At 41.8% G+C, this 21,191-nt stretch carries 20 protein-coding genes and 1 pseudogene; 10 read left to right on the top strand and 11 right to left on the bottom strand.

Annotation, left to right across the window (positions count from 1 at the left end; translation table 11 throughout):
* Nucleotides 1-5: 5 nt before the first annotated feature.
* The 5 genes and pseudogenes from JMW61_RS06505 to pilG form a co-directional block, all read right to left on the bottom strand.
* Nucleotides 6-980 carry a CheR family methyltransferase gene (locus tag JMW61_RS06505; RefSeq protein ID WP_201550003.1) on the bottom strand — a complete coding sequence of 325 codons (975 nt, stop codon included), beginning with the start codon at nucleotides 978-980 and terminating at the stop codon, nucleotides 6-8.
* A 117-nt stretch (nucleotides 981-1,097) separates the two neighbouring features.
* Nucleotides 1,098-2,144: pseudogene (locus JMW61_RS06500) on the bottom strand (methyl-accepting chemotaxis protein); the annotation flags it as partial.
* Between the two features lie 525 nt (nucleotides 2,145-2,669).
* Nucleotides 2,670-3,200 carry a chemotaxis protein CheW gene (locus JMW61_RS06495; RefSeq protein WP_110924033.1) on the bottom strand — a complete coding sequence of 177 codons (531 nt, stop codon included), beginning with the start codon at nucleotides 3,198-3,200 and terminating at the stop codon, nucleotides 2,670-2,672.
* Between the two features lie 3 nt (nucleotides 3,201-3,203).
* Complete coding sequence (locus JMW61_RS06490) at nucleotides 3,204-3,566, bottom strand: response regulator (protein WP_110924034.1); 363 nt, start codon at nucleotides 3,564-3,566, stop codon at nucleotides 3,204-3,206.
* A gap of 281 nt (nucleotides 3,567-3,847) precedes the next feature.
* Nucleotides 3,848-4,225 carry a twitching motility response regulator PilG gene (gene pilG / locus JMW61_RS06485; protein WP_110924035.1) on the bottom strand — a complete coding sequence of 126 codons (378 nt, stop codon included), beginning with the start codon at nucleotides 4,223-4,225 and terminating at the stop codon, nucleotides 3,848-3,850.
* A 679-nt stretch (nucleotides 4,226-4,904) separates the two neighbouring features.
* Between pilG and JMW61_RS06480 the strand changes: the two genes are divergently transcribed.
* The 7 genes from JMW61_RS06480 to JMW61_RS06450 all read left to right on the top strand — a co-directional run bounded on the left by JMW61_RS06480 (nucleotide 4,905) and on the right by JMW61_RS06450 (nucleotide 13,539).
* Entirely contained in the window at nucleotides 4,905-6,164 is a 1,260-nt protein-coding gene (locus tag JMW61_RS06480) for an efflux RND transporter periplasmic adaptor subunit (protein ID WP_201550001.1), read from the top strand.
* A gap of 294 nt (nucleotides 6,165-6,458) precedes the next feature.
* Nucleotides 6,459-7,181, top strand: coding sequence for a response regulator transcription factor (locus JMW61_RS06475; protein ID WP_110924036.1), 723 nt, complete (start codon nucleotides 6,459-6,461; stop codon nucleotides 7,179-7,181).
* A gap of 106 nt (nucleotides 7,182-7,287) precedes the next feature.
* Entirely contained in the window at nucleotides 7,288-9,375 is a 2,088-nt protein-coding gene (locus JMW61_RS06470) for a sensor histidine kinase (protein WP_201550000.1), read from the top strand.
* 256 nt (nucleotides 9,376-9,631) lie between these two features.
* A complete protein-coding gene (locus JMW61_RS06465; RefSeq protein ID WP_201549999.1) occupies nucleotides 9,632-10,402 on the top strand; it encodes a methionine ABC transporter ATP-binding protein in 771 nt (256 codons plus the stop codon).
* An 18-nt stretch (nucleotides 10,403-10,420) separates the two neighbouring features.
* Entirely contained in the window at nucleotides 10,421-11,107 is a 687-nt protein-coding gene (locus JMW61_RS06460; protein ID WP_110924038.1) for a methionine ABC transporter permease, read from the top strand.
* A 229-nt stretch (nucleotides 11,108-11,336) separates the two neighbouring features.
* On the top strand, nucleotides 11,337-12,293 hold the full coding sequence (locus JMW61_RS06455) for a MetQ/NlpA family ABC transporter substrate-binding protein (RefSeq protein ID WP_201549998.1): 957 nt from the start codon (nucleotides 11,337-11,339) through the stop codon (nucleotides 12,291-12,293).
* Nucleotides 12,294-12,690: 397 nt separating this feature from the next.
* Nucleotides 12,691-13,539 (top strand): aldo/keto reductase, encoded by an 849-nt coding sequence (locus JMW61_RS06450; protein ID WP_201549997.1) that lies wholly within the window; start codon nucleotides 12,691-12,693, stop codon nucleotides 13,537-13,539.
* Nucleotides 13,540-13,779: 240 nt separating this feature from the next.
* Here JMW61_RS06450 and ccmE read toward each other — a convergent pair whose 3' ends face one another.
* From ccmE to ccmA, 5 genes are all read right to left on the bottom strand, one after another.
* A complete protein-coding gene (gene ccmE / locus JMW61_RS06445; protein ID WP_201549996.1) occupies nucleotides 13,780-14,280 on the bottom strand; it encodes a cytochrome c maturation protein CcmE in 501 nt (166 codons plus the stop codon).
* A 243-nt stretch (nucleotides 14,281-14,523) separates the two neighbouring features.
* Complete coding sequence (ccmD, locus tag JMW61_RS06440) at nucleotides 14,524-14,745, bottom strand: heme exporter protein CcmD (protein ID WP_201549995.1); 222 nt, start codon at nucleotides 14,743-14,745, stop codon at nucleotides 14,524-14,526.
* A gap of 16 nt (nucleotides 14,746-14,761) precedes the next feature.
* The gene (gene ccmC / locus JMW61_RS06435) at nucleotides 14,762-15,550 is read right to left on the bottom strand and encodes a heme ABC transporter permease CcmC (protein WP_110924043.1); all 789 of its coding nucleotides are present in this window, start codon (nucleotides 15,548-15,550) and stop codon (nucleotides 14,762-14,764) included.
* 214 nt (nucleotides 15,551-15,764) lie between these two features.
* Nucleotides 15,765-16,421: a heme exporter protein CcmB gene (locus JMW61_RS06430; RefSeq protein WP_110924123.1), complete on the bottom strand. Its 657-nt coding sequence runs from the start codon at nucleotides 16,419-16,421 to the stop codon at nucleotides 15,765-15,767.
* A gap of 150 nt (nucleotides 16,422-16,571) precedes the next feature.
* Nucleotides 16,572-17,201: a heme ABC exporter ATP-binding protein CcmA gene (gene ccmA, locus JMW61_RS06425; protein ID WP_201549994.1), complete on the bottom strand. Its 630-nt coding sequence runs from the start codon at nucleotides 17,199-17,201 to the stop codon at nucleotides 16,572-16,574.
* A gap of 133 nt (nucleotides 17,202-17,334) precedes the next feature.
* Here ccmA and JMW61_RS06420 point away from each other — a divergent pair, with 133 nt between their 5' ends.
* The 3 genes from JMW61_RS06420 (at nucleotide 17,335) to JMW61_RS06410 (ending at nucleotide 20,194) form a co-directional block, all read left to right on the top strand.
* Nucleotides 17,335-18,384 carry a hypothetical protein gene (locus JMW61_RS06420; protein ID WP_227687373.1) on the top strand — a complete coding sequence of 350 codons (1,050 nt, stop codon included), beginning with the start codon at nucleotides 17,335-17,337 and terminating at the stop codon, nucleotides 18,382-18,384.
* A 64-nt stretch (nucleotides 18,385-18,448) separates the two neighbouring features.
* Nucleotides 18,449-19,231, top strand: a complete 783-nt coding sequence (locus JMW61_RS06415) for a YbjN domain-containing protein (protein ID WP_201549993.1) — start codon at nucleotides 18,449-18,451, stop codon at nucleotides 19,229-19,231.
* 54 nt (nucleotides 19,232-19,285) lie between these two features.
* Nucleotides 19,286-20,194, top strand: coding sequence for a histone deacetylase family protein (locus JMW61_RS06410; RefSeq protein ID WP_201549992.1), 909 nt, complete (start codon nucleotides 19,286-19,288; stop codon nucleotides 20,192-20,194).
* Between the two features lie 32 nt (nucleotides 20,195-20,226).
* Here the strand turns inward: JMW61_RS06410 and JMW61_RS06405 are convergent, their stop codons facing one another.
* A complete protein-coding gene (locus JMW61_RS06405; RefSeq protein ID WP_201549991.1) occupies nucleotides 20,227-21,009 on the bottom strand; it encodes a sulfite exporter TauE/SafE family protein in 783 nt (260 codons plus the stop codon).
* Nucleotides 21,010-21,191 lie beyond the last annotated feature (182 nt).

Below are 21,191 nucleotides of genomic sequence, written 5' to 3'. Positions count from 1 at the left end.
CTAATTTAGGCATTAATTTTTTGCCACACATTAACCTGTGGGTGCGCAATACGGCGCATATTTGAAGGACGCCAAAATAGCGCCTCACCTGGAGCCAATATAATATAACCACCCAATGCACACTGCTCTGATAACCTTGCTAAAATATCGCGCTGATCAAACTTGCGGAAGTACAGCAACATATTCTGGCAAATGATTACATTTTGGAGATGTGGAGTGGGTGGTTTTTGTTTGATAATATTATGTAAAGCAAAGCTAGCATATTGTTCTAAGCTCGGCACTATTTGCCAGTGTGCTTGATTGCTTGCTATCATTTCTTTAGTGATAGTTGAATCACAAAAATTTGGTTTTCTAATCGCACTATTAGCACACAATGGCTGGATAAACTGCTGGCAACTGTCTGGGATTAACGACTTCTGCCGCTGATCATACTGTCCTGACTGCGCTCGCTTAATGGCTTGATGACTAATGTCTGTACCCAGTATCGTATAATTTTCCAACTTCTCTGAGGTTAAGCTCATTGCTAAGGACCAAACTTCTTGCCCACTTGCACAGCCAACACTCCAAATGCGAAATAACTCATCAGAATTACGTTCAGCACTATTATCAGTATTGGTAGCAGTTAACTGTGCTCGCTGATGCTGTACCGCATACTCTGTGACGAAATTGATAGAAGGTATATAACGAAAAAATCGACTTTCATGAATCAGTACGTTATCTAATAGCTGTTGACGCATCTCATTATTTGTTGGCAGCCGATGCCATAGAGTTTTAGCAGTCAACCCATACGACGATGCAGTGTGGTCAATCGCATTGATTAACCACTGCAACTGAACATCTGGTAGCACAAAACCAATTTCTTGTTCTATGTATCGTCGCCATTGCTGCACATCAAAGCTATTGTTCTGCGAAGAGGCCTCAACTAGTATTGGCTTAATGTGCTTGTTAGCATGGCTGTCTATCTGAATAAATTTATTCATGTCACCCGCTATAATTGCTGCTGCAAACCATTATTATCTGCATAGCAATATAATTAACATATTAATAAAAATACTGTAAAGCCCCTAAGGCTTAACTTATAGTGTTCAAACTTATCATCATACATTTTCTGATAATGCTTGCTCGTTATCTAATAACTCATCATCACTTAGTACTTTAAAACCTGTTACTGATTCTTGTAGTGCTGCAGCCATTTCACTCAGCTCACCAATAGATCGTGCAGTTGCCATCGTACCAGAGGAGGTTTGTGAAGTAATATCTTGAATGATATTCATGGTATGAGAGATATGCCCAGCAGACTCAGCCTGCTGTATTGCAGCATTTGAGATGTTTTGAATCAAATCAGCCAACGTGTTAGAAACGCTCTGGACTTCTTCTAGTGCTTCACCAGCATCTTTTGCCAATCGCGCACCGCGTACAACTTCAGAGGTTGTCGACTCCATCGACACAACAGCTTCGTTGGTATCTGCCTGAATGGTTTTTACCAGTGTTTCAATCTGTTTGGTTGCATTAGCTGAACGCTCAGCAAGACGCTGTACCTCATCAGCAACAACCGCAAAGCCTCGACCTGCTTCACCAGCCATCGATGCCTGAATAGCGGCGTTCAATGCCAAAACGTTGGTTTGGTCAGCAATATCATTAATCAAACTAACGATATCACCAATCTCTTGCGAAGATTCACCAAGACGTTTGATACGTTTTGACGTCTCTTGAATCTGATCACGAATAACGTTCATACCCTCAATAGAGCGCTGTACAACTTCTGCCCCATTATAAGCAATGGCAACTGAGCGCTGAGCAACAGTCGCAGATTCTGAAGCGTTATTTGAAACTTGGTCAATCGAGATTGTCATCTCATTAATGGCCGCTGACACACCAGCAATTTCTTGTGCTTGATGTTCAGATGCCTCAGCAAGCTCAACTGCATTCATCTGCGTTTGATCTGAAGATTGCGAGACACGATCAGCAGTGTTGTTAATAACCAGTACTAACTGACGAAGTTGGTCAATTGCAAAGTTTACTGAGTCAGCAATTGCGCCAGTAAAATCTTCTGATACGGTTGCATTGACCGTCAAATCACCTTCTGCCAAATCACCCAACTCATCAAGTAAACGCAGAATAGCAACCTGGTTACGCTCGTTTTCTTCTTGGATTTGACGCGCGCGCTCAGACTCTGCTTCTGCTTCTTGGCGACGACGTAATGTTTCTTTTTCGATAAGTAATCTTTCCGAGCCACCACGATGTTTAAGTAATTGGTACAGAGCAAAAATTATCCCTAACACCCCTATCACGAACACGACGACAGGCAAAACAACTGACTGAGTAAAGTCAGAAAAATACTGACTCACTGATGATAAGGAGTTTACCAACCAAATCAGACAAGCCACACTTATCGAAACAAAAAGCACTAATAATAGTTTCCACTCACTATTAGCGTTTGCACCACCCGCTGTTGCATTGGATGTACCAGCTACAGGTTTATTTATAACATCACTCATCGTGCGTATTCCTTTAAAACAATCATCAAAGTCTTATCGTGACTGACTTTGACAATCTTATTGTTATAAAACAATAGTGATTAACAAAGCCTGTGTGAATGCTGATATCTAACTGTGTCGTGCGCTATTACTTGATCATAGCCTTAACAGTCAAATATCTGTTATCGATAGCTATATTGCAGCATCGGTATATTGTAAGTCTTGTGCGAGTAAACTGGGCATAAAGACATACCAATCTTGTTCATTTTTAAAGAACTTACCATGATTATACGGTGCAAAAGGCGAACTAGATTCAATTGCCTCTGCACGGTACTGGTCATGCGTAAATTGTTCGATACCAATAACTTGGTCTACTACCAGTCCTGAAAAGAGATTGTCATGATCAATGACAATAACTTTACGTTGGCTCATTTGTGTTAAGCCACTAGGAACCTGTAGAAACCGAGACAAATCAGTTATTGGTAGTAGACGTCCACGAATATTAGCGATGCCCAGCATCCAAGGTTTTACTAAAGGCAAGCTGGTATACTCTGGCATGGCTAATACTTCTGATACCTGACCCATCGGTGCAACCAAACGCTGTCCACCAATCTCAAACACCACACCTTGCCAATCATACTCTTGTCCACCGCGGCGACCACTTTTGCGCGCGCGTGCCAAATCTGCTAAACGCAGAAGCTCAATAAACCCTTTGGAAGCCACAAGCTACTCCATTACTTTGCGAATGATATTAACCAAGCTATTTTCATCAACTGGTTTGGCTATATACTCTTTAGCGCCTTGACGCTTTCCCCAAACTCTATCTGTTTCTTGATTTTTAGTACTGATCATAATTACAGGGATATGAGCAGTCGTTTTACCACGAGTAATTTTTCGAGTGGCTTGGAAGCCATTCATCTCAGGCATCACTACATCCATCAAGATGACATCTGGTAAGTGATCAACTGCCATTTGACAGCCTTGCTCACCATTTGTCGCCTCTAATACTTGAAAGTTATGTCTAGCAAGCATATCGCGAAATTTCGCCATCTCAGATGGCGAGTCGTCAATGACTAAAACGGTAGTCATGGGAATTTCCTTTATTTTCGAAAATATCCAAGAGGATATGTTGTTATATTATTGAGACAACTAGAGTAAAAGTCATTTGCCAGAGATAAGTGGCAAAATCACTTTTTTAGCAGTTGTTGTGAAATATTGAGCAATTATTATTAATTGTCACTCATGTTAAGTATTTTGACTTTATAACCCAACCTACAAAAACATGCATAAATCATACCAACAATAAGCCTAGACGAAACTTTATATTTGCAGATGTACATACTTTATTACTGACACTGACACTTACTGTTTTAGCGGTACTGGTTGATTGCCTCAAACAGCTCATCTTTACTAAACGGCTTAGTCAGATACTCATCAGAACCAACAATACGACCACGTGCTTTATCAAATAAGCCGTCTTTGGAAGACAGCATAATGACTGGTTTATTAGCGTAGTCAGGGTTGTTTTTTATCAAAGCACAAGTCTGATAACCATCTAAACGTGGCATCATAATATCGACAAAAATAATATCTGGGTTATTATCAACAATCTTTGCTAAAGCATCAAAGCCGTCAATAGCAGTCACGACTTCGCAGCCCGCTTTTTGAAGTAAGGTTTCGGCGGTACGACGAATGGTTTTTGAATCATCAATAACCATTACTTTCAAACCATTAAAATCATTTTCCATTATCACTGTCCTATAAACGACTATTTGTTCGTAATTCTATCGATCAATACAAAATTTCAACGTGTCATATCACTTATTATCGGATTGATACGAACAGCTAAATTTGTATTACCATGTGTTATGACAGCGAACCTACTATCTGTCAGTATCGGCCTATCAAACATGCTGTCAACATGAGTTACTATACGCACTTTTTTATTAATAAACTTAAAAAAATGAGCCAAAAAATAAGCTTTTTAGGTGAACCATACAACTTTCATTATCACTAATTAAAGTAGGGCTCTTTTTGTATCATGTAAAGCACTTCCTCACTAACCGTTTGAATTGTTATCTAAATAGAGATAGTTCAAATCAAAATAGTCGACAACTTTATGATATTTCTACATTATATAGAAACGATGGAAATATTGCTGAATAATCTTCCTTTGTTCTATAAATGTATCAATATGCTTTATCAGATTCGTTTTTAGCACAATTATCGATCCTTTTCTAGTCATAATCGAGTCAATATACAAACTGACCAGTAATGTAGAGCATTTTTTTGCTAGCTATATTTGCTATTTTTAACATTATTAGGTCTGGTCATCGCATATTTATAAAATGAGGTAAGTGTTTAGCAGCCGTTTCACCGCACTGTAATTCACTATATAATAAAATGATAACTACTATGGTGAACGCGATGACAGTTTCCAAAATTTTAAAAAACAGCAGCTATGTATTGAGTGCTTTACTCATTGCTGCCTGTCAGCCGCCAGCGCCTACCGATGATCCAGTGGCCACTGAAAACAATCCGGCAATAGATACTCCCGTTGTCATTACCGATGATAGTGTAACCATTACACCTGATCATATATTGAGTATAAAACCTTCACGTTACCAGCCTAGCCTTGGTTTACAAGGCAATATTGAACCTATTAAGCAGACCCAATTTGTGACAGTACATCCTATCAATGTAGAAGAGTTCTTGATTACTAAAGGCCAATGGGTAGAAAAAGGCACACCACTACTCATTGTCAGACGATTGGAAACAGAAAGTAAAACGGTCAACTCATCTAATACATCAGACGATACAGCGGCAGATTCAGGTAAGCCTGATCAAGACACTGAGGTGCAAATTGGTACTGATGTTGCCAAACAGACTAATGCTCAAGATGCCAGCGCAAACGCTAAACCCAATCAACCTGCAGTAAACAATGATACAACCATTAAGAAGGCTTTATCTGATGGCACAGATCCATTGACGACAAATACAGCTATAGCTAGCTCAAGTGATGATGAGGTTAATAGTAGTAAGGGTATAGAGAGTTCAAAGCCTCAATATAAACTGATTACTATCCGTGCAAGCTTTTCAGGACGTGTAGAAAACCTGTATGCAAAAGCGGGTCAAAAGTTAGAAGCTCGAATGCCACTCCTGAAATTTAGTGATGAGACTAAATTACACTTTACTGCTATGCTACCTATTCAAGCTGAACCCCAACTGTCGGTAGGTCAGACTGTCAATTTTACTGCTGAAAATATCTTAGAAAAATTTACGGGACAAATCAGTAAGCTGACTGCGACCAGTCAACCGAAAAGACTTATGGTCAATGTTGATGTTATTGACAATGAGGTCAGTCGTAAGCAGTTATTACCAAATATGCAAGTAACCGGGCGAGTCAATTATGGTCAGATAGATGTAGGTACTATTGTGCCGAAGCGCGCGCTACACGATGTCGACTTGACAGAGTTGCAATCGCCACCATATAAACCACTCAAGCCACTGACGGCTAATGTCTGGATTATCGGACAAGATCAGCATTTAAAGCGATATCCTATTGAGGTAGTCGAGTACAACCCCTCGACAGAACAATATTTGATTGCAGGTATTAGCAATGACAGTCTGATTTGTTTGGCTGATTTGCCGCTTGATTCTGACGGTAAAAAGGTCAATGTTTCGTAGTCATTCATACCGACAGTTACATTGTGTAGAAATATTAACAAAGCCTCTCTTGTTTTGTAACAGCCTAATTAGGCAATATAGCGGTACTATAGATAGTATTATAAATCGCTAATAATTATTGGCTAGATACTTTTTACTTCTTAAAGCAATTACTTCTGAAAGAAATTTTGAAACCTTAGAGGCTTAATGGTTTGAATGCTTTAGAAATTAAAATCATTGATGTATTTGTCATGATTAAAATATCAAAGCAGATTAAACTTTTGATAAACCATAACAACAACTAGAGGATAACCCATGAGTAAGCAAATTTTATTGATTGAAGATGATCCTGATTTAGCTGAATTGATCAGCGATTATTTAACCATGAACTATTATGATGTGCATCATGCAGGTCTTGGTCAAGAAGGTCTTGAATTATTAGACACCAAAGAGCGTGATATTGACTTGGTTGTTCTTGATTTGATGCTACCCGATATGGATGGTATGCAGGTATGTCAAAAAATTCGCGGCAACAAAAACAACATGACCAACAAAGTGCCAATCATCATGCTGACAGCGAAAGGTGATACAACCGATCGCGTGTTAGGTCTTGAGATGGGTGCTGATGACTATATCTCTAAGCCTTTTGAACCGCGTGAACTGCTAGCACGTATTCGTGCTGTCATTCGTCGTCACGAGCAACCGAATCAAGCAGATAGCCAGTCAGACAGTTTGACTTTTGGCCGTTTGAGCGTATTCCCTGATAGCCATGAAGTAACTATCGATGATGAAGCTGTACGTTTGACGACGCATCAGTTCCAATTGTTGCATTATTTTGCCACACATTCTGGTAAAGTACTGAATCGTGAGCAGCTTTGGCAAGCCATGCCAAACGATGATAGCTCAGACAATATCGATCGTGCCATTGACGTTCATATCTCACGCTTGAGAGCTCTAATTGAAGACAATCCACGCCAGCCAAAACGTATCATCACGGTACGCGGTGTTGGTTATCAATTTGCCACTGATCAGGTTTGATCATAGAAAACAGCTGACGGATCGAGAAAACAACCATCCTGTTGATTCAGTTTTACAAAATCAACAGGATGCATCGATATAAGCGTCCAATAATAGAGATGGTTTAATGCAGCAGTTGGGTTTTCGTTCCGTATTTGCCAAGTTGTTTGCTAGTGTCATGATGGCACTTATCTTATTTGCAGTGGCTATGGTGCTGTTGACGCAACTTGTGCATGATAAAGATGCAGGTATTCGCTCAGAAGTACTCGCCACACAAATTTTGGGACAGATAGACCCGTTCCTGCACGAACTAAATACTTCCATCAGCCGAGATAATCGCTTACAGTCTCGCTTTATGTTGGCAGTGGTCAAAAAAAGCTTCGATATCTTTGATGAGTCGTTGCAAGCTAAGATGGGCCTATATGACAGCCAAGGTCGGTTGCTCATGCAGACAGACAACAGTGACCTACCGCTAGAGCTGCCAGAACCGCCTTCTTTGTTATCTCGTGTTTTCCCTTCATTTGCAGAAACGTCTCCTACCAAGCAAGCTCAAGTCTATAGCGCTACTGGCTATACACTGTTATATGAATCACGCTTGCCACCAAAAAAACCCGTACTCTCTGCTGCCCTGAATTTATTCACAGGCACGCTATTGCTGCTATTCATTATGGCAGGTGTCTTATGGTGGATTGCTCGAACCATTACTTGGCGTATCAATCAGATGAGCCAACAGATGACTCAATTGGGTGATGGTGACTTTACGGTACGAGTGAATGCTCGTGGTAACGATGAGATTGCTTCATTGGCACGCGGATTTAACCAAGCTGCACAAAAAATCGAACATCTTATCGATGCTAATAATTTACTATTGGCACATGCCTCTCATGAGCTACGTACGCCCATTACGCGTATTCGCCTGCAAATCGAAATGATGGACATGCTGACTGGTGCGCTACCAACCGATACCAAAGCAAAATTTGATAAGCGTGCTCATGCAATCAATCGCGACTTATCAGGACTTAATGATTTAGTAGAGAGTATATTACTAGTCAGCCGTTTAGATGCTGGTCATGCCCTGCAACAAGTTGAGCATTTAGATTTATACGACTTAGTCAATCAAGAACGCCAGCATTATCCTGAAGCCACTCTAATTGGTGAGCACATCGTCATTGATGGCCAGTCATCGATGTTGACTCACTTAATCCGCAACTTACTAACCAATGCAATGTTACATGGCAAACCGCCAGTGACTGTATTGCTGTACGGTGTTCAAACGATCGATGAAGCTGATAACGTTCCTGACTATCTACTACAAACCGTGTTATGCAACAGCTTTGCTGATTATGGTAGCTCTGATTTCGAATCTTATGATGCACCCATCGATGTCAGCGAAAATGGCGCTCACAACGCTTCAGATTTAGATGATTCGTTGAATACTATCGATAAGAGCAAGTCGGAAATAACAGATACCAAAGATATATTACCAGCACCGCCTATCTATAAAAATGGTACAAGCATTACGCCAGATACTGATGACGAAAACCTAGAGGCTAGTGTTACTCTTATAGAAGACAATGTTAACGGTAAACAGACTGATGCTGATATTACTAAAAATTCAACAAATCTCAGCGACACAGTTGAGACCAGCAGCGAATCTTCATTGATTGCCGACTATTATAGCTTTACCAATGATTTGACCGACAGAATCAAAAAAGTTATTTGGAGAATCGTCCCCGATACTGAGGTGTCTACTGATAGCGATACAAGTATTCATGCAAAAGACGGTCAAAAAACGAATAAGGCATCTATTGATTCTGGCATCTCGAAAAATAACACCAAAACTAGCATGCAGAATGACTCTAAAGATAATGATCAAAATGCCGTTGAAACTCAGAGTTCACCACGCAAAGAAAGTCTATTTGCCAAGCATATAAAGAAAGCCAAAGCGGAACCTGTACGCCCATTACCGAAATATGCAGTGCTGGCAGTGATTGACGAAGGTACAGGTATTCCTGAAGACAAACGTGAAGAAGTATTCAGTCCGTTTGTACGTTTGCAGCAAAAAAACAAAGGCTCTGGACTAGGCTTGTCTCTAGTGTCGCAAATTGTCACTGCCCACCAAGGCCGTATTCTCACTGATACCCTGAATGGCCATACTCGGTTTTTAGTCATCATACCAGTCGAGCATGATCCGCATTACCACCAGCATGATTAGTTAATCGTGCTATCAGATGCACATTTCCTATCACGCCTTCACTACTCTCTCATTTCCTCAAAGTTCTCACTACTAATAGCTATTAGTCATAAGCCTGTCACGGATGTGCATATCCAAAGTGCTTGATAATATGCTATATTAGCGCCCCTTATTATAGGGTTGTTAACGGTTGTTTTTTAATTGGCTTCTTACACAGTAGTGGAAGCGAAACAACACGTTCATGACTATTAAAATATTATTGAATTTTGAGCCCTCCATGAATGACATGATTGTCTTAAACGATGTGACCAAAAGCTTCTTAAGCGACCGATCAATCAAGGACAAAAACGGCAAACCGCATTGGTTTACTGCCGTTGAGCCGACATCTCTCACTATCCAACAAGGCGAAATATTCGGCCTAATGGGATACTCCGGTGCCGGTAAATCAACCTTATTGCGTCTGATTAATATGCTGGAACGCCCAGATTCTGGTCAAGTCATCATCGATGGTACTGACTTAACAACGTTATCTGCCAGTGAGCTGCGTATCGCACGTCATAATATTGGTATGATTTTTCAGCAGTTTAACCTGATGTCTAATCAAACTGTTTTTGATAACGTGGCATTTAACTTAAAAATCTCTGGTTATCCAAGTCGAGACATTCATAAACGCGTTATGGATTGTCTAGCAATCGTTGACTTAACCGATCGTGCTGGCCACTACCCTGCCCAGCTATCAGGTGGACAAAAGCAGCGTGTTGGTATCGCCCGCGCAATCGCACCCAGTCCAAAAGTACTGTTGGCCGATGAACCAACCAGTGCGCTAGATCCTGCGACGACCCGTAGTTTGCTGACATGCTTACGTGATATCAATGAGCAACTTGGTGTCACCATTGTCATTGTGACTCATGAGATGAGTGTCATTCGTAGACTCTGCGATCGCGCCGCATTGCTACATCAAGGACAACTACTAGAAGTTGCAGATGTCAAAGACGGTCTGATTCAGGCAACCACCCCTATTGGCCAAGGCTTAGTGCACGAAGACTAATGAGGCAGGAGAAAAAACATGTTAACTGGTAGTGAATTATCCGCCTCGATAGATAAATTGTTGGTACTACGCAAAGAAATTATAAGTGCCTTTATCGATACCTTTATTATGCTTGGTATTTCTACAACAGTCGCCATTGTCATTGGTGGTCTGTTTGGCATATTCTTATTTTTGTCCAGTGATCGACAGTTTTTGCAAAATAAGACATTGTATGGTGTGCTTGGTGGTATCACCAACTTTATGCGCGCTTTCCCTTTTGTGATTCTAATGATTGCCATGAGCCCTTTTACCAAAGCCATTGTAGGTACTGGTATTGGCCCTATTGCCGCATCATTAGTACTCGCTATCGCGGGTTCGTTTTACTTTGCCCGTTTGGTCGAGCAAAACTTACGTGAAGTGCCGCGCGGTATTATTGAAGCCACTGAATCGATGGGCGCACGTCCTCTGACCATCATCAAAGTTTTGCTCAATGAAGCACGATCAGGACTGGTATTGTCCGTGACTATACTTTGTATTAGCCTGCTCTCTTATTCAGCAGCTGCAGGTATGATTGGTGGTGGCGGTCTGGGTGATTTGGCCATTCGTTATGGCTATTATCGTTATCAAACTGAAGTGATGATTTTTATCGTTATCGTATTGTCGATAATGGTCATCTCGATTCAGGCCTCTGGTAACTGGTTGGCCACTCGCTTGGATAAACGCTAGAAACGGTTCCAATAAAAAACAAAACCAAGTAAGACAATGCTTATATGAATAATACTCAAGGCTTGATGCCGATTCATACTAAGCAAAACGCTTGACTTTGTTACTGAGACCCTTTAATTTTGTTACTAAATTAACAGTCGTTAACTCAGCAGCATTACTATTGATAATGTTGCTTTTTTAATGGTCATTACTTAACCCTTTATCCCATACCTCTTATTAAGGAAGTTCCATGAAATTAACAGATATCAGCCGTCAGTTGGCGACTGCATTTGCCGCTGTTGGTGTATCAGGCCTAGTGTTAGTTGGCTGTAGCAATTCATCAGCACCAGAAGCGACCCAAGAGCCTGTGACTGAAGGATCAACTGCAGAAACTGCTGCTAGTGATATCGATCCTGAGCATACAAAAATCATTATCGGTACTACTGAAGGTGACTTTGCCGATATGGTACGTAACCAAGTAAAAGGCTCACTTGAAGCTCAAGGCTATGAAGTTGAACTGATTGCCTTTACTGACTATGTACGCCCTAACCTTGCATTGGCTGAAGGTGATTTGGATATCAATATTTTCCAGCACAAGCCTTATCTTGATAATTTCAAAAAAGAAAACAATCTTGATCTAGTAGAAGCATTCCAAGTACCAACGGCTCCGCTTGGTATTTACTCAGGTAAAAAGAACACGCTTGACGCTGCTTTCAAAGGCATGAGTGTCTCTGCACCAAACGATCCAAGTAACTTTGCACGTGCTTTGGTTATGATGAATGATCTTGGTTGGATTACCCTAAAAGACAACATCGATCCATTGACTGCATCAAAAGCTGATATCGCTGATAACAGTAAATACGATATCGATATCATTGAATTAGAAGCAGCTCAGTTGCCACGCGCCCGTGATGAAGTTGACTTTGCCGTTATTAACGGTAACTATGCAACGGATGCGGGTATCAAGCTAACTGAAGCTCTATTCCAAGAGCCAAGCTTCTCTTATGTCAACTGGTCAGCGATTAAGTCTGCTGATACTGGCAAAAAATGGGTTGAAGACGTAACCAACGCTTATAATTCAGAAGCTTTCAAAAAGTACGCTCATGACACTTTCCCAGGTTATAAATATCCAAAAATCTGGGGCGCTGATCATGGTGCGCACACTGACGCCGCTGCACCTGCTGAAGCTGAAGCAGCTGCTCAGTAAGTAGACTAACACTCAAAAATGGTTGCTCTAAATAAACCATTTTTAAGCTTAAGTAGTAAAAGCCCATTATTCACGAATGATGGGCTTTTTTTGGTCTCAATTTTATGAACGGCAAACAATTACTCGTAGTCTATCCAACATAATTTGGATATAACGAAGCCCAGTGAAAGTACTAGAAGTGGGAGATTAAACAAGATTAACGCAGTAATACTTTTATAGCAGAATGACCTATATAGTGAAAATGACGTTACAACCTGTTAGTCCTTTGTAGGAAACCGTCACTCGCTCTTTCACTTCACACAAATTTTTCTTATAGTAGATAAGCTTAATAGTTACTAGGCAAAATTAAATATAACTATTACTGATAAATTAAATAATAAACTATAAGGATAATAATATGAGCGTTAAAAATTATAAAATTCGTACCGCTGGACAAGCAAACATTCCTGTACTCGGTCTTGGCACATGGCAATCAACCGGACAAGATTGCATCGACGTCGTCAAACAAGCGTTAGAGATGGGTTACGAGCATATTGATACTGCTCAGGCTTACGGCAATGAAAAAGAAGTTGGACAAGGTATCAAACAATCTGGTGTGGCTCGCGATAAGTTCTTTTTGACCACGAAGATATTTCCTGACGATATGAAGTTTCAACCAGAAAAACTAATCGCAGCGGCTAAGCGCTCTTTAGAAGATTTGGATACTGATTACGTCGATTTACTGCTGTTACACTGGCCTGATGATCGTGTACCACTGTCTGAAACCATTCCTGCATTGTGTGAACTACAGAAACACGGCTTAACGCGTCACATCGGTGTATCTAACTTTAATATCGCTAACATTATTGAAGCTAAAAAGTATGCTGACGTACCAATTGTGGTCAATCAGGTTGAGTTTCATCCGTTCATCAAGCAAAACACTTTGCAGACTTTTTTGAACAATCACCATATTTTATTAGAAGCCTACTCACCGCTCGCGCGTGGTGATGTATTTGATAACGATACCATCAAAGAAATTGCAGATAAGCATAATGTGACACCAGCGCAGATATCATTGGCTTGGATTTTGTCAGATAAGCATCGTGTCGCCATTCCGAAGACTGCAAACCCTGACCATTTACAAGGCAACTTAGATGCCCTCAATGTGCAATTGAGTGCTGAAGAATTAGAAAAGATTGGCAACTTAGCTAGTAGCGATGGTCGCAAAATCGAACATCCTGACTATAGCCCTGTATGGGATGACTAATATTTCGTCATATTAGAGCGTATTCTAAATTTAAACGAGCAAATACTTAATCAGGATATACTCTAAAACCCGTATAAAAAAAGAGCCGCTAATTGATTTTAGCGGCTCTTTTTTTTGATTAAATTTGTTCAAATATAGCCGATTCAATTTAAAAGTAGTACAAGGCAACCGAGCGTAGATGTATATCAAATACTTCAAGCGAGGTTAACGCAGTAATACTTTTATAGTGGAATAACTGTATTACTGCTGCAGCGTATTAGTCTCATGAATCTTTTCAGCAGGATTGTATTGCTCAGAAGATGGTACGGCACCGCTACGATTGTTCTCTTTCATTGATTTGGCCACTTCTGGAGGCATATAATTTTCATCATGCTTTGCCAATACTTCACCAGCCACAAAAGTATCGCCTTGCATTTTGCCAGTGGCAACCACACCTGAGTTTTCAGCGAATAAATCTGGCAAAATACCTTGATAAGTCACTGGAACGGTTGATTCAAAATCAGTAATCGCAAACTCAACATTCAGTGGATTGTCTGCTGCACGCTGTACGCTACCTGCGACCACCATACCGCCCGCACGAATGCGCTTATCTTGTGGCGCCTCACCTTTCGCTATGGCGGTCGCATCAAAGTAGTAGTCCGTCTGTTGCCCAATAGCATACAGCACCAGCACCACGGCTATTGCGGCTCCTGCAAGCGTAAACATAACCCACATCAGTTTTTTGCGACGAACTGCATTCATACCACTACCTCATTGATGAGTCGCTGTTTTACAAACCATAATCAATCTATAAAACAGAAAAATTTGAAGAAACTACCATTAGAAAAACTTTCTAAAAATGTCTTTCTAATCGTACTCTTCTAACGGCTATATGGTAGCATTTTTCGGACAAATCAATAGGCCTTATAGTGAGGTATGATGTTACCCATTGATAAATGGCTCACTGACCATTTATGCACTAAAGTCATGATATCGAAATGTTTTTTAACGAGATTGCTTGGTTGCAGATGGTGTTGCTTTAGTCGTACGCTGTGCCTGACGTGCTTGCTGAATTGTCAGCTGCTTGATAAGGGCTTGTCTCTGGCGGCGACTATAAGCAATAAAAATCAGCATCGCGCCAACCGTAATAGCCCAACATGACCAAACAAAAACACCATGCTTACCCATGGCAATGAACTCAGATACGCTATAAAAATAGGGCTGCATAATCGTTTCCTAGCCGTTATTTATGTTGACCACGGATGTATTCTTTCACCCATGCTTTGCCTTGGTCACGATACAATATCAAAGTATTGGTACGATAAATCGCTAACGTTGCCACCAGTAAATAGCTACCAATTACCATCAATAGCAATGGCATCCACATATCCGCCGACATCTTTGGCGCTGAGGTCAAACTAAAAGTTGAACCCTGATGCAATGTATTCCACCACTGTACTGAGTACTTGATAATCGGTAAGTTCACGGCACCAACAATCGATAAAATGGCTGCCGCTTTGCCGCGATTGGCAGTATGCTCAAAGGCTGCAAACAGTGCCATGACACCAGCATATAGGAATGCTAAAATCAGCATAGACGTTAAGCGTGCATCCCAGACCCAATAAGTACCCCAAGTGGGTTTTGCCCAAATAGAGCCTGTAATCAAGCTAATAATACAGAGCAAGAAGCCTATGGGAGCAATCGCCTGAGCCACCAAACTGGCCGTCTTAATCTTCCAGACTAAGTATATTGCCCCCAATATAGCGAGCGCAAAATAAATAGAAATCGCAAGACCAGCAGCTGGTACGTGGATAAAGATAATGCGGTAGCTATTGCCCTGCAAATAGTCAGGTGGTGCAAAAGCAAGCCCCCAAACACTACCTATCAGCAGGCAAATACTGGCTAATATGGCCAACCACTTAACCCAAGGTCCAAAGATACGGAAAAACTCCTTGGTACCCACAGTGGTCAAAAAGCCTTGCCAAATGCGCTGCCACAGGCTAGGAGATGAGACGTTATTCAGGTTGGGCATGGGGATAAACCTATTTGCGCAGCTCTTTGGTCATAACGGACACAGCACACTATGGGCGCTATTATCTATGAACCTGCTGGCGTTAAACACTGGATAGAATCTACAAGTGATTGTTTGCGTATTAAGTTGGCTATTATAGCAAAATTACCCGTTTTCAACAGGCTGTTAATATAAAGGTTTTTTATGAGGACTGTTGATGCATCCTACTTGACTTTTAATTAAGCCACGCCATTTTTAAGGTCATCGCAATTACCCACGGCATAATCAAAACCGAAATAATACTGCCTGCTAATAACAACGCTAAAATAGGCAAGCCATTCAAACCAGAAGCGAATAAATCAACGGCACCAGTCGCAAAAATCAATACCGGCAACTGCATCGGCAAGGCGATTAATGGCACGAGCACCGCGCCATTTTTCAATGATAGAGTCAAACTACTGGCAACTGCTGACAGCATCAACAGCATGGGGCTACCCGTCACAATAGAGGCCATTAGTATCCACGCCTCAAACCAACTGAGCTGAAACAATGGTACGGCAAGCAAGCTGAGCGCCGCCACAATGCCACTACTAAAAATCCAATGAATCACCAAACGTATCAATACCCATAGTGGCAATGAAGCGTTGGCGACGACCAACTGTGCAAGCGTGCCATTATCAAGCGCAGGCTTAAATAATCCATCAACGCCCATTACTAATGACAACAGAGCGGCAATCCATACGGCAGACACACCGAGGCGCTGCAATAACGCAGGCTCGCTACCTACTGCTAGCGGAAACAACGTAATAATGACCAGAAACAGTACTAAAGGATACAACCACTGCACTGCTCCTTGCTGCTTCACTTGCCATTCACGACGCCATAACTGCATAAAACTGATGCCGCGCACAGCAGATGCGATAACGTTCGAGCCTTTATCTGTTGTTTGTACGGGACTGTCTGTCATTATCCGTCCTTTTACTTACACTACTTATAGTTACCGCACTTATTGGAGCTATCACACTTGTTATAGCTATCGTATTCATACCATATAATCTGACAAATCAAGCACTTGGTTGGCAACACCAACGGCCTGATGACTGGTCATTAATATTGAGCCGCCAGCATTGGCAAAGTCACTTAACCTGTCTTCCATTCGTACCACCATATCGACATCAAGCGCAGTAAAAGGCTCATCAAGTAACCACAAAGGTGTGATATCAGGTGTTAATAGATATAATCTTGCGAGGGTAATACGGCGGGTCTGCCCAGCAGATAAATGACTTGAGCTAACGGTCTCAAACCCTTGTAATCCTACCCAAGCGAGCGCATCATCGATATCAGTGACACTTGGTGTGATACCATATAAATTCAGTAGAAATGTTAGATTTTGCGCGACGGTGAGATTTGGATGAATACCCAGCTGGTGCGAGACATATAGAGGTTGAATAGGCAGAGTCACAGCTCCCTGATAAACAACCTCACCAGTAATCACTGGCAATAATCCAGCCAGCTGCATCAGTAACGTTGTTTTACCTGTACCGTTCGCACCAACTAAATGACAGATGCTACCAGCAGATAAATTGAGAGAGACGGCTTCACACAAAGGTATTTCACCGCGCTGGACCGTCAAGCCATCAAGCACCAGTAAAGGCGTATCCAAAGCTGTCATCAAAACCTCTCGTTATTTATCTAGCAGCCATTAATATTCATCACAAACCAATACGATGTTCATGGCATAATACTTTATGCTTACCACAAACACTCAGTATAACAAATTGTCGATTACTATGACCTCAAAACCTATGCAGACTTCAAAAGATAACCAAAACCTAGACTTAGAAACAAACACGTCGACGTTTACCATTAATAGCTTAATCGACGCCCAAGTTGATTTTATGCAGCAATGGTTACGCCAGCAGGCTGAGCCACTGAGTATGGAAGCTTGGCAATGGTTTGGCGCACAACCACTTAACAAATACATCAGCCGTGATAACTTGCAGCATTTGATGAGTGACTGGCTACTGAGTCAGCCCATGACGGCGGTGATGCGTAAGGATATCCGTGACATCTTGCACACGGTTATTTATCATCCAGTCAATGATAACGTGCCATTATCTGAGCTAGTAGATGATACACAGGTTGAGACGCTAGCCACCTATGTAGGCAGCCATGAGCAGCAGCGCAATATCCTCATTCACACGCTAGTTGGCAATGAAACCTTTGCAGATTTACTGACCCAAACGCTATATCACGCGATTAACGACTTTATGGAAAGCACGCTAGATAAAGCGGGTGGTGTGGGTAAGTTGATGAAACTGGGACGCAGCTCTTTTGAAAAAGCGACCAACAGAAATCTTGACGAAAAACTGCAAGCCTATTTACACCGCAATATTAAGGATTTAACACGTCGCGCAGAAGCCAATGCACAAGCACATCTGTCAAATGAAGAAGTGGCAAGGCTATTAGTCACTGGTTGGGCGCGCATCAAAGAGCAGCCTGTCAGTCATTTGCAAACTTATCTACGTGACGAGCCTGACAACAGTAGTATTGATCATATCGAAGCCAGTATTCAGCAAAGCTATAACCGCCTGCGCGTGTCGCCTTATTTGCATACACTAGCAGCAGCAAGCATCGATACTTGGTATGACAATCATCAAACAGACACAATTGCGACCGTTGCAGCCAGTTTGCATATTGATGAGCAAGCCATGACACAGTTTAGTACGATGCTACTGCCTGTCGTACACGATGCGCTTGATAGTCCATGGTTTGTGGCACATATTCGTCAGATGTTAGAAGCGTTTTATGCACAATCGCATATCAAAGAAGGGTTGGCACTCAATAACGAGTAACTCAACATTTTGGGTTATACAGCGGACACCATTATCATTCACTTATTGATCAGCAACATACATTATGAGCCAAACGACTAAACGCAGCTTATGGCAAAAACTCAAACAGTTATTGACTGCTGCTGCACCGCAGGCTGTTGCTGATACTGATGTGCGCAATGATGATATAAGTAGCAGAGAGACTAGTGGCTTACATGACCATAGTGACTCGCATAATCATAATGAGAATAAGAGCAACTCTGACTCTCCCACTGAAAATGAAAGTGAGCATATACAAACTGATGCTTTAAGCTTAGATAAAGAGCAACCCGAGCAATCTGACATACTTATTATCGACTGTCTGAAACAGTATCTTAATACCAAAAAATGGCACTATACTTATCACCGCCCGAAAGCCAATGATGACCAGCAATCACATCATTTGTCTTTTTCGATGCGTCACAAACAACTAATCTGTGCTTATCTGTTTCGCTGGCAGGAGAAAAACAAGCTGCTGGCGATCTATGGTATTTTGCCATTTTCAATCCCAGAGAGCCACCAAAGCGCTGCGATGCTACTAATCACACAAATCAATTACAATATGATGATTGGTAACTTGGAGATGGATGTCAATGACGGAGAAATACGCTATAAAACCGCCATCGATGTCGAAGCAGTTGATATCGACAAAGCACTGATCGAACACTTACTACAAAGCGTGGTTGCTATGACCACTGTCGCTCATGAGTTGTTTAGTGATTTGATCAATAATCAAGATCCTGCAGAGGATATGCAAACGTTACTTGCAGAGCTACACCAACAAGCAGACGCTCGCACGTTCTTTTTGCCCACGCAGTTTGTGCAATGAACCCGTAGCTATTTACCTAACTGTCCACTCACCCGTTTAGAAAACCATTGTCCTATGCTAAAAATTGCCTACTCTGATATCTTTCGTTACTCAGTGCCTGAAAAGCATCGCTTCCCTATGCAGAAGTACACCATGATTCCTGAGCGCTTAGTGGCCGAAGGGACTATCACGACCGATAATTTTTTTGCGCCTGCACGCTTAAGTGAAGACGAGATTTTGACCACCCATACGTATGACTACTGGTATCAACTGAAAACGCAAACGTTACCACGAAAAGAAGCACGTGCTATCGGCTTTGACATGACACCCGAGCTGGTAGAGCGTGGTCGTTATATTGCCCATGCGACCTATGAATGCGCATTATATGCACAGCAATTTGGCGTGGCCATGAATGTCGCAGGTGGCACGCATCATGCGTTTGCCGATCATGGTGAAGGGTTTTGTGTCTTTAACGATGTCTGTATTGCTAGCAATTTATTATTAGATCGCGGATTGGCACAAAAGGTTTTGGTGGTTGATTTAGACGTGCACCAAGGTAATGGTAACGCTAGCATCATGGCAGACGAGCCACGCGTTTTTGTGTTCAGTATGCATGGTGCAAAGAACTATCCTTTTCGCAAGCAAGTATCAGACTTAGATATTGAGCTAGATAACGATACAGGTGATGCCGAGTATTTACAGATATTAAAGGATACGCTACCGCGCTTGATAAAAGAGTTTGCACCCGACATGATTTTCTATCAGTCTGCTGTCGATGTGCTCGCTACCGATAAGTTGGGCAAACTTGGCTTGACGATGGAGGGTTGCAAAGCGCGTGATGAATATGTGTTGCAGCAAGCAAAAACCGCCAACATCCCTGTTGCTATCGTGATGGGTGGCGGCTATTCAGAAGATATCGGAGATGTGGTTGAAGCGCACTGCAATACTTTCCGTCTGGCGCAGCAGATATTCTTTGGTAAGTAAACCGCACCTATGCCAACTTAAAGAGTTGGCTACTACAAAAGTGCCGTAATACCCTGCCAGCCCACACGAATACCAAGCACCGTGACAATCAATAAAATAAGCTGACGAAAACGAGCTTGCGGTAAGTAACGACGCAGGCGAATACCAACCAAAAGAGTGACGATAGATATTACACTAAGCAAAGTAATCAGCTGCCACTCCCCACTACTCAACGCCATAATTGGTTCACGCAGTACGATAATTTGGGCAACTTTACCTAAGAAATAACACATATTACCAACTTTCGCGATGGTGTTTTTATCATCGCTAGCAGACAGCAGGTACATCATCAAGATGGTCGACATGGCATTGGTCGCACCGCCAATAACGCCGGCGCTAAAACCAACCATAATCAGCACAGGCTTAGTATCTGGTAGACGTATTTGTTTGCCAAGTAAACTACTGATGACATAGAAGGCAATAACCGCTGCCAGTGTCAATAGAATATAAGCACTATCTATCCATAGCAATAACTTGGCACCCAATATACTGCCAAGTAAGCTAGTCAATGCCAGCAGCCAATAACGCCTGCCATAATAAGTAAAGTTTTGCCAAATTGTACGACCACCACCAGACAACCAAGTCATCGCATTGAGTAGTATAGAGGGGAAAATAACCAACACAATTGCGTGTGGTAACGGGTAAATGCTCGCAAGAGCTGTGGTCGTCACCAACGTTACGCCTAGCCCGCTAATACCATGCAGCAGCGATGCCATTGCAAAAATCAAAGTCAGTATTAGCATCTGCGTGCTATCGTTACCCGCCATTTCCATCATATGTCATACCACTCGCGGCTTTATATTTACATTTATAGCGACAGCACTAAGGCCTGCCCTAATTTCAATAATGGCGATAAAAAAGCAATAAAACTTAGTCAAGTAAAGCAACTAAGGACAGATAATATTTTCATATTACCTGTCCTTAATGCCATTCGATGTGGACTTAGCCAGTTTTGTTT

The organism is Psychrobacter fjordensis, assembly GCF_904845995.1.
GTDB classification, from domain to species: Bacteria; Pseudomonadota; Gammaproteobacteria; order Pseudomonadales; family Moraxellaceae; genus Psychrobacter; species Psychrobacter fjordensis.
This window is presented reverse-complemented; position numbering and strand designations above follow the sequence as displayed.

Excerpts from the sequence above, each read along its gene's own strand:
- JMW61_RS06475 (WP_110924036.1), top strand. The coding sequence starts at position 6,459 with ATGAGTAAGCAAATTTTATTGATTGAAGATGATCCTGATTTAGCTGAA.
- ccmA (WP_201549994.1), bottom strand. The coding sequence starts at position 17,201 with ATGACAGCTTTGGATACGCCTTTACTGGTGCTTGATGGCTTGACGGTC.
- JMW61_RS06455 (WP_201549998.1), top strand. The coding sequence starts at position 11,337 with ATGAAATTAACAGATATCAGCCGTCAGTTGGCGACTGCATTTGCCGCT.
- JMW61_RS06410 (WP_201549992.1), top strand. The coding sequence starts at position 19,286 with ATGCTAAAAATTGCCTACTCTGATATCTTTCGTTACTCAGTGCCTGAA.
- JMW61_RS06480 (WP_201550001.1), top strand. The coding sequence starts at position 4,905 with ATGACAGTTTCCAAAATTTTAAAAAACAGCAGCTATGTATTGAGTGCT.
- JMW61_RS06465 (WP_201549999.1), top strand. The coding sequence starts at position 9,632 with ATGAATGACATGATTGTCTTAAACGATGTGACCAAAAGCTTCTTAAGC.
- JMW61_RS06460 (WP_110924038.1), top strand. The coding sequence starts at position 10,421 with ATGTTAACTGGTAGTGAATTATCCGCCTCGATAGATAAATTGTTGGTA.
- JMW61_RS06415 (WP_201549993.1), top strand. The coding sequence starts at position 18,449 with ATGAGCCAAACGACTAAACGCAGCTTATGGCAAAAACTCAAACAGTTA.
- ccmC (WP_110924043.1), bottom strand. The coding sequence starts at position 15,550 with ATGCCCAACCTGAATAACGTCTCATCTCCTAGCCTGTGGCAGCGCATT.
- ccmD (WP_201549995.1), bottom strand. The coding sequence starts at position 14,745 with ATGCAGCCCTATTTTTATAGCGTATCTGAGTTCATTGCCATGGGTAAG.
- JMW61_RS06420 (WP_227687373.1), top strand. The coding sequence starts at position 17,335 with ATGCAGACTTCAAAAGATAACCAAAACCTAGACTTAGAAACAAACACG.
- JMW61_RS06490 (WP_110924034.1), bottom strand. The coding sequence starts at position 3,566 with ATGACTACCGTTTTAGTCATTGACGACTCGCCATCTGAGATGGCGAAA.
- JMW61_RS06405 (WP_201549991.1), bottom strand. The coding sequence starts at position 21,009 with ATGATGGAAATGGCGGGTAACGATAGCACGCAGATGCTAATACTGACT.
- JMW61_RS06470 (WP_201550000.1), top strand. The coding sequence starts at position 7,288 with ATGCAGCAGTTGGGTTTTCGTTCCGTATTTGCCAAGTTGTTTGCTAGT.
- JMW61_RS06430 (WP_110924123.1), bottom strand. The coding sequence starts at position 16,421 with ATGCAGTTATGGCGTCGTGAATGGCAAGTGAAGCAGCAAGGAGCAGTG.
- JMW61_RS06450 (WP_201549997.1), top strand. The coding sequence starts at position 12,691 with ATGAGCGTTAAAAATTATAAAATTCGTACCGCTGGACAAGCAAACATT.
- ccmE (WP_201549996.1), bottom strand. The coding sequence starts at position 14,280 with ATGAATGCAGTTCGTCGCAAAAAACTGATGTGGGTTATGTTTACGCTT.
- JMW61_RS06505 (WP_201550003.1), bottom strand. The coding sequence starts at position 980 with ATGAATAAATTTATTCAGATAGACAGCCATGCTAACAAGCACATTAAG.
- pilG (WP_110924035.1), bottom strand. The coding sequence starts at position 4,225 with ATGGAAAATGATTTTAATGGTTTGAAAGTAATGGTTATTGATGATTCA.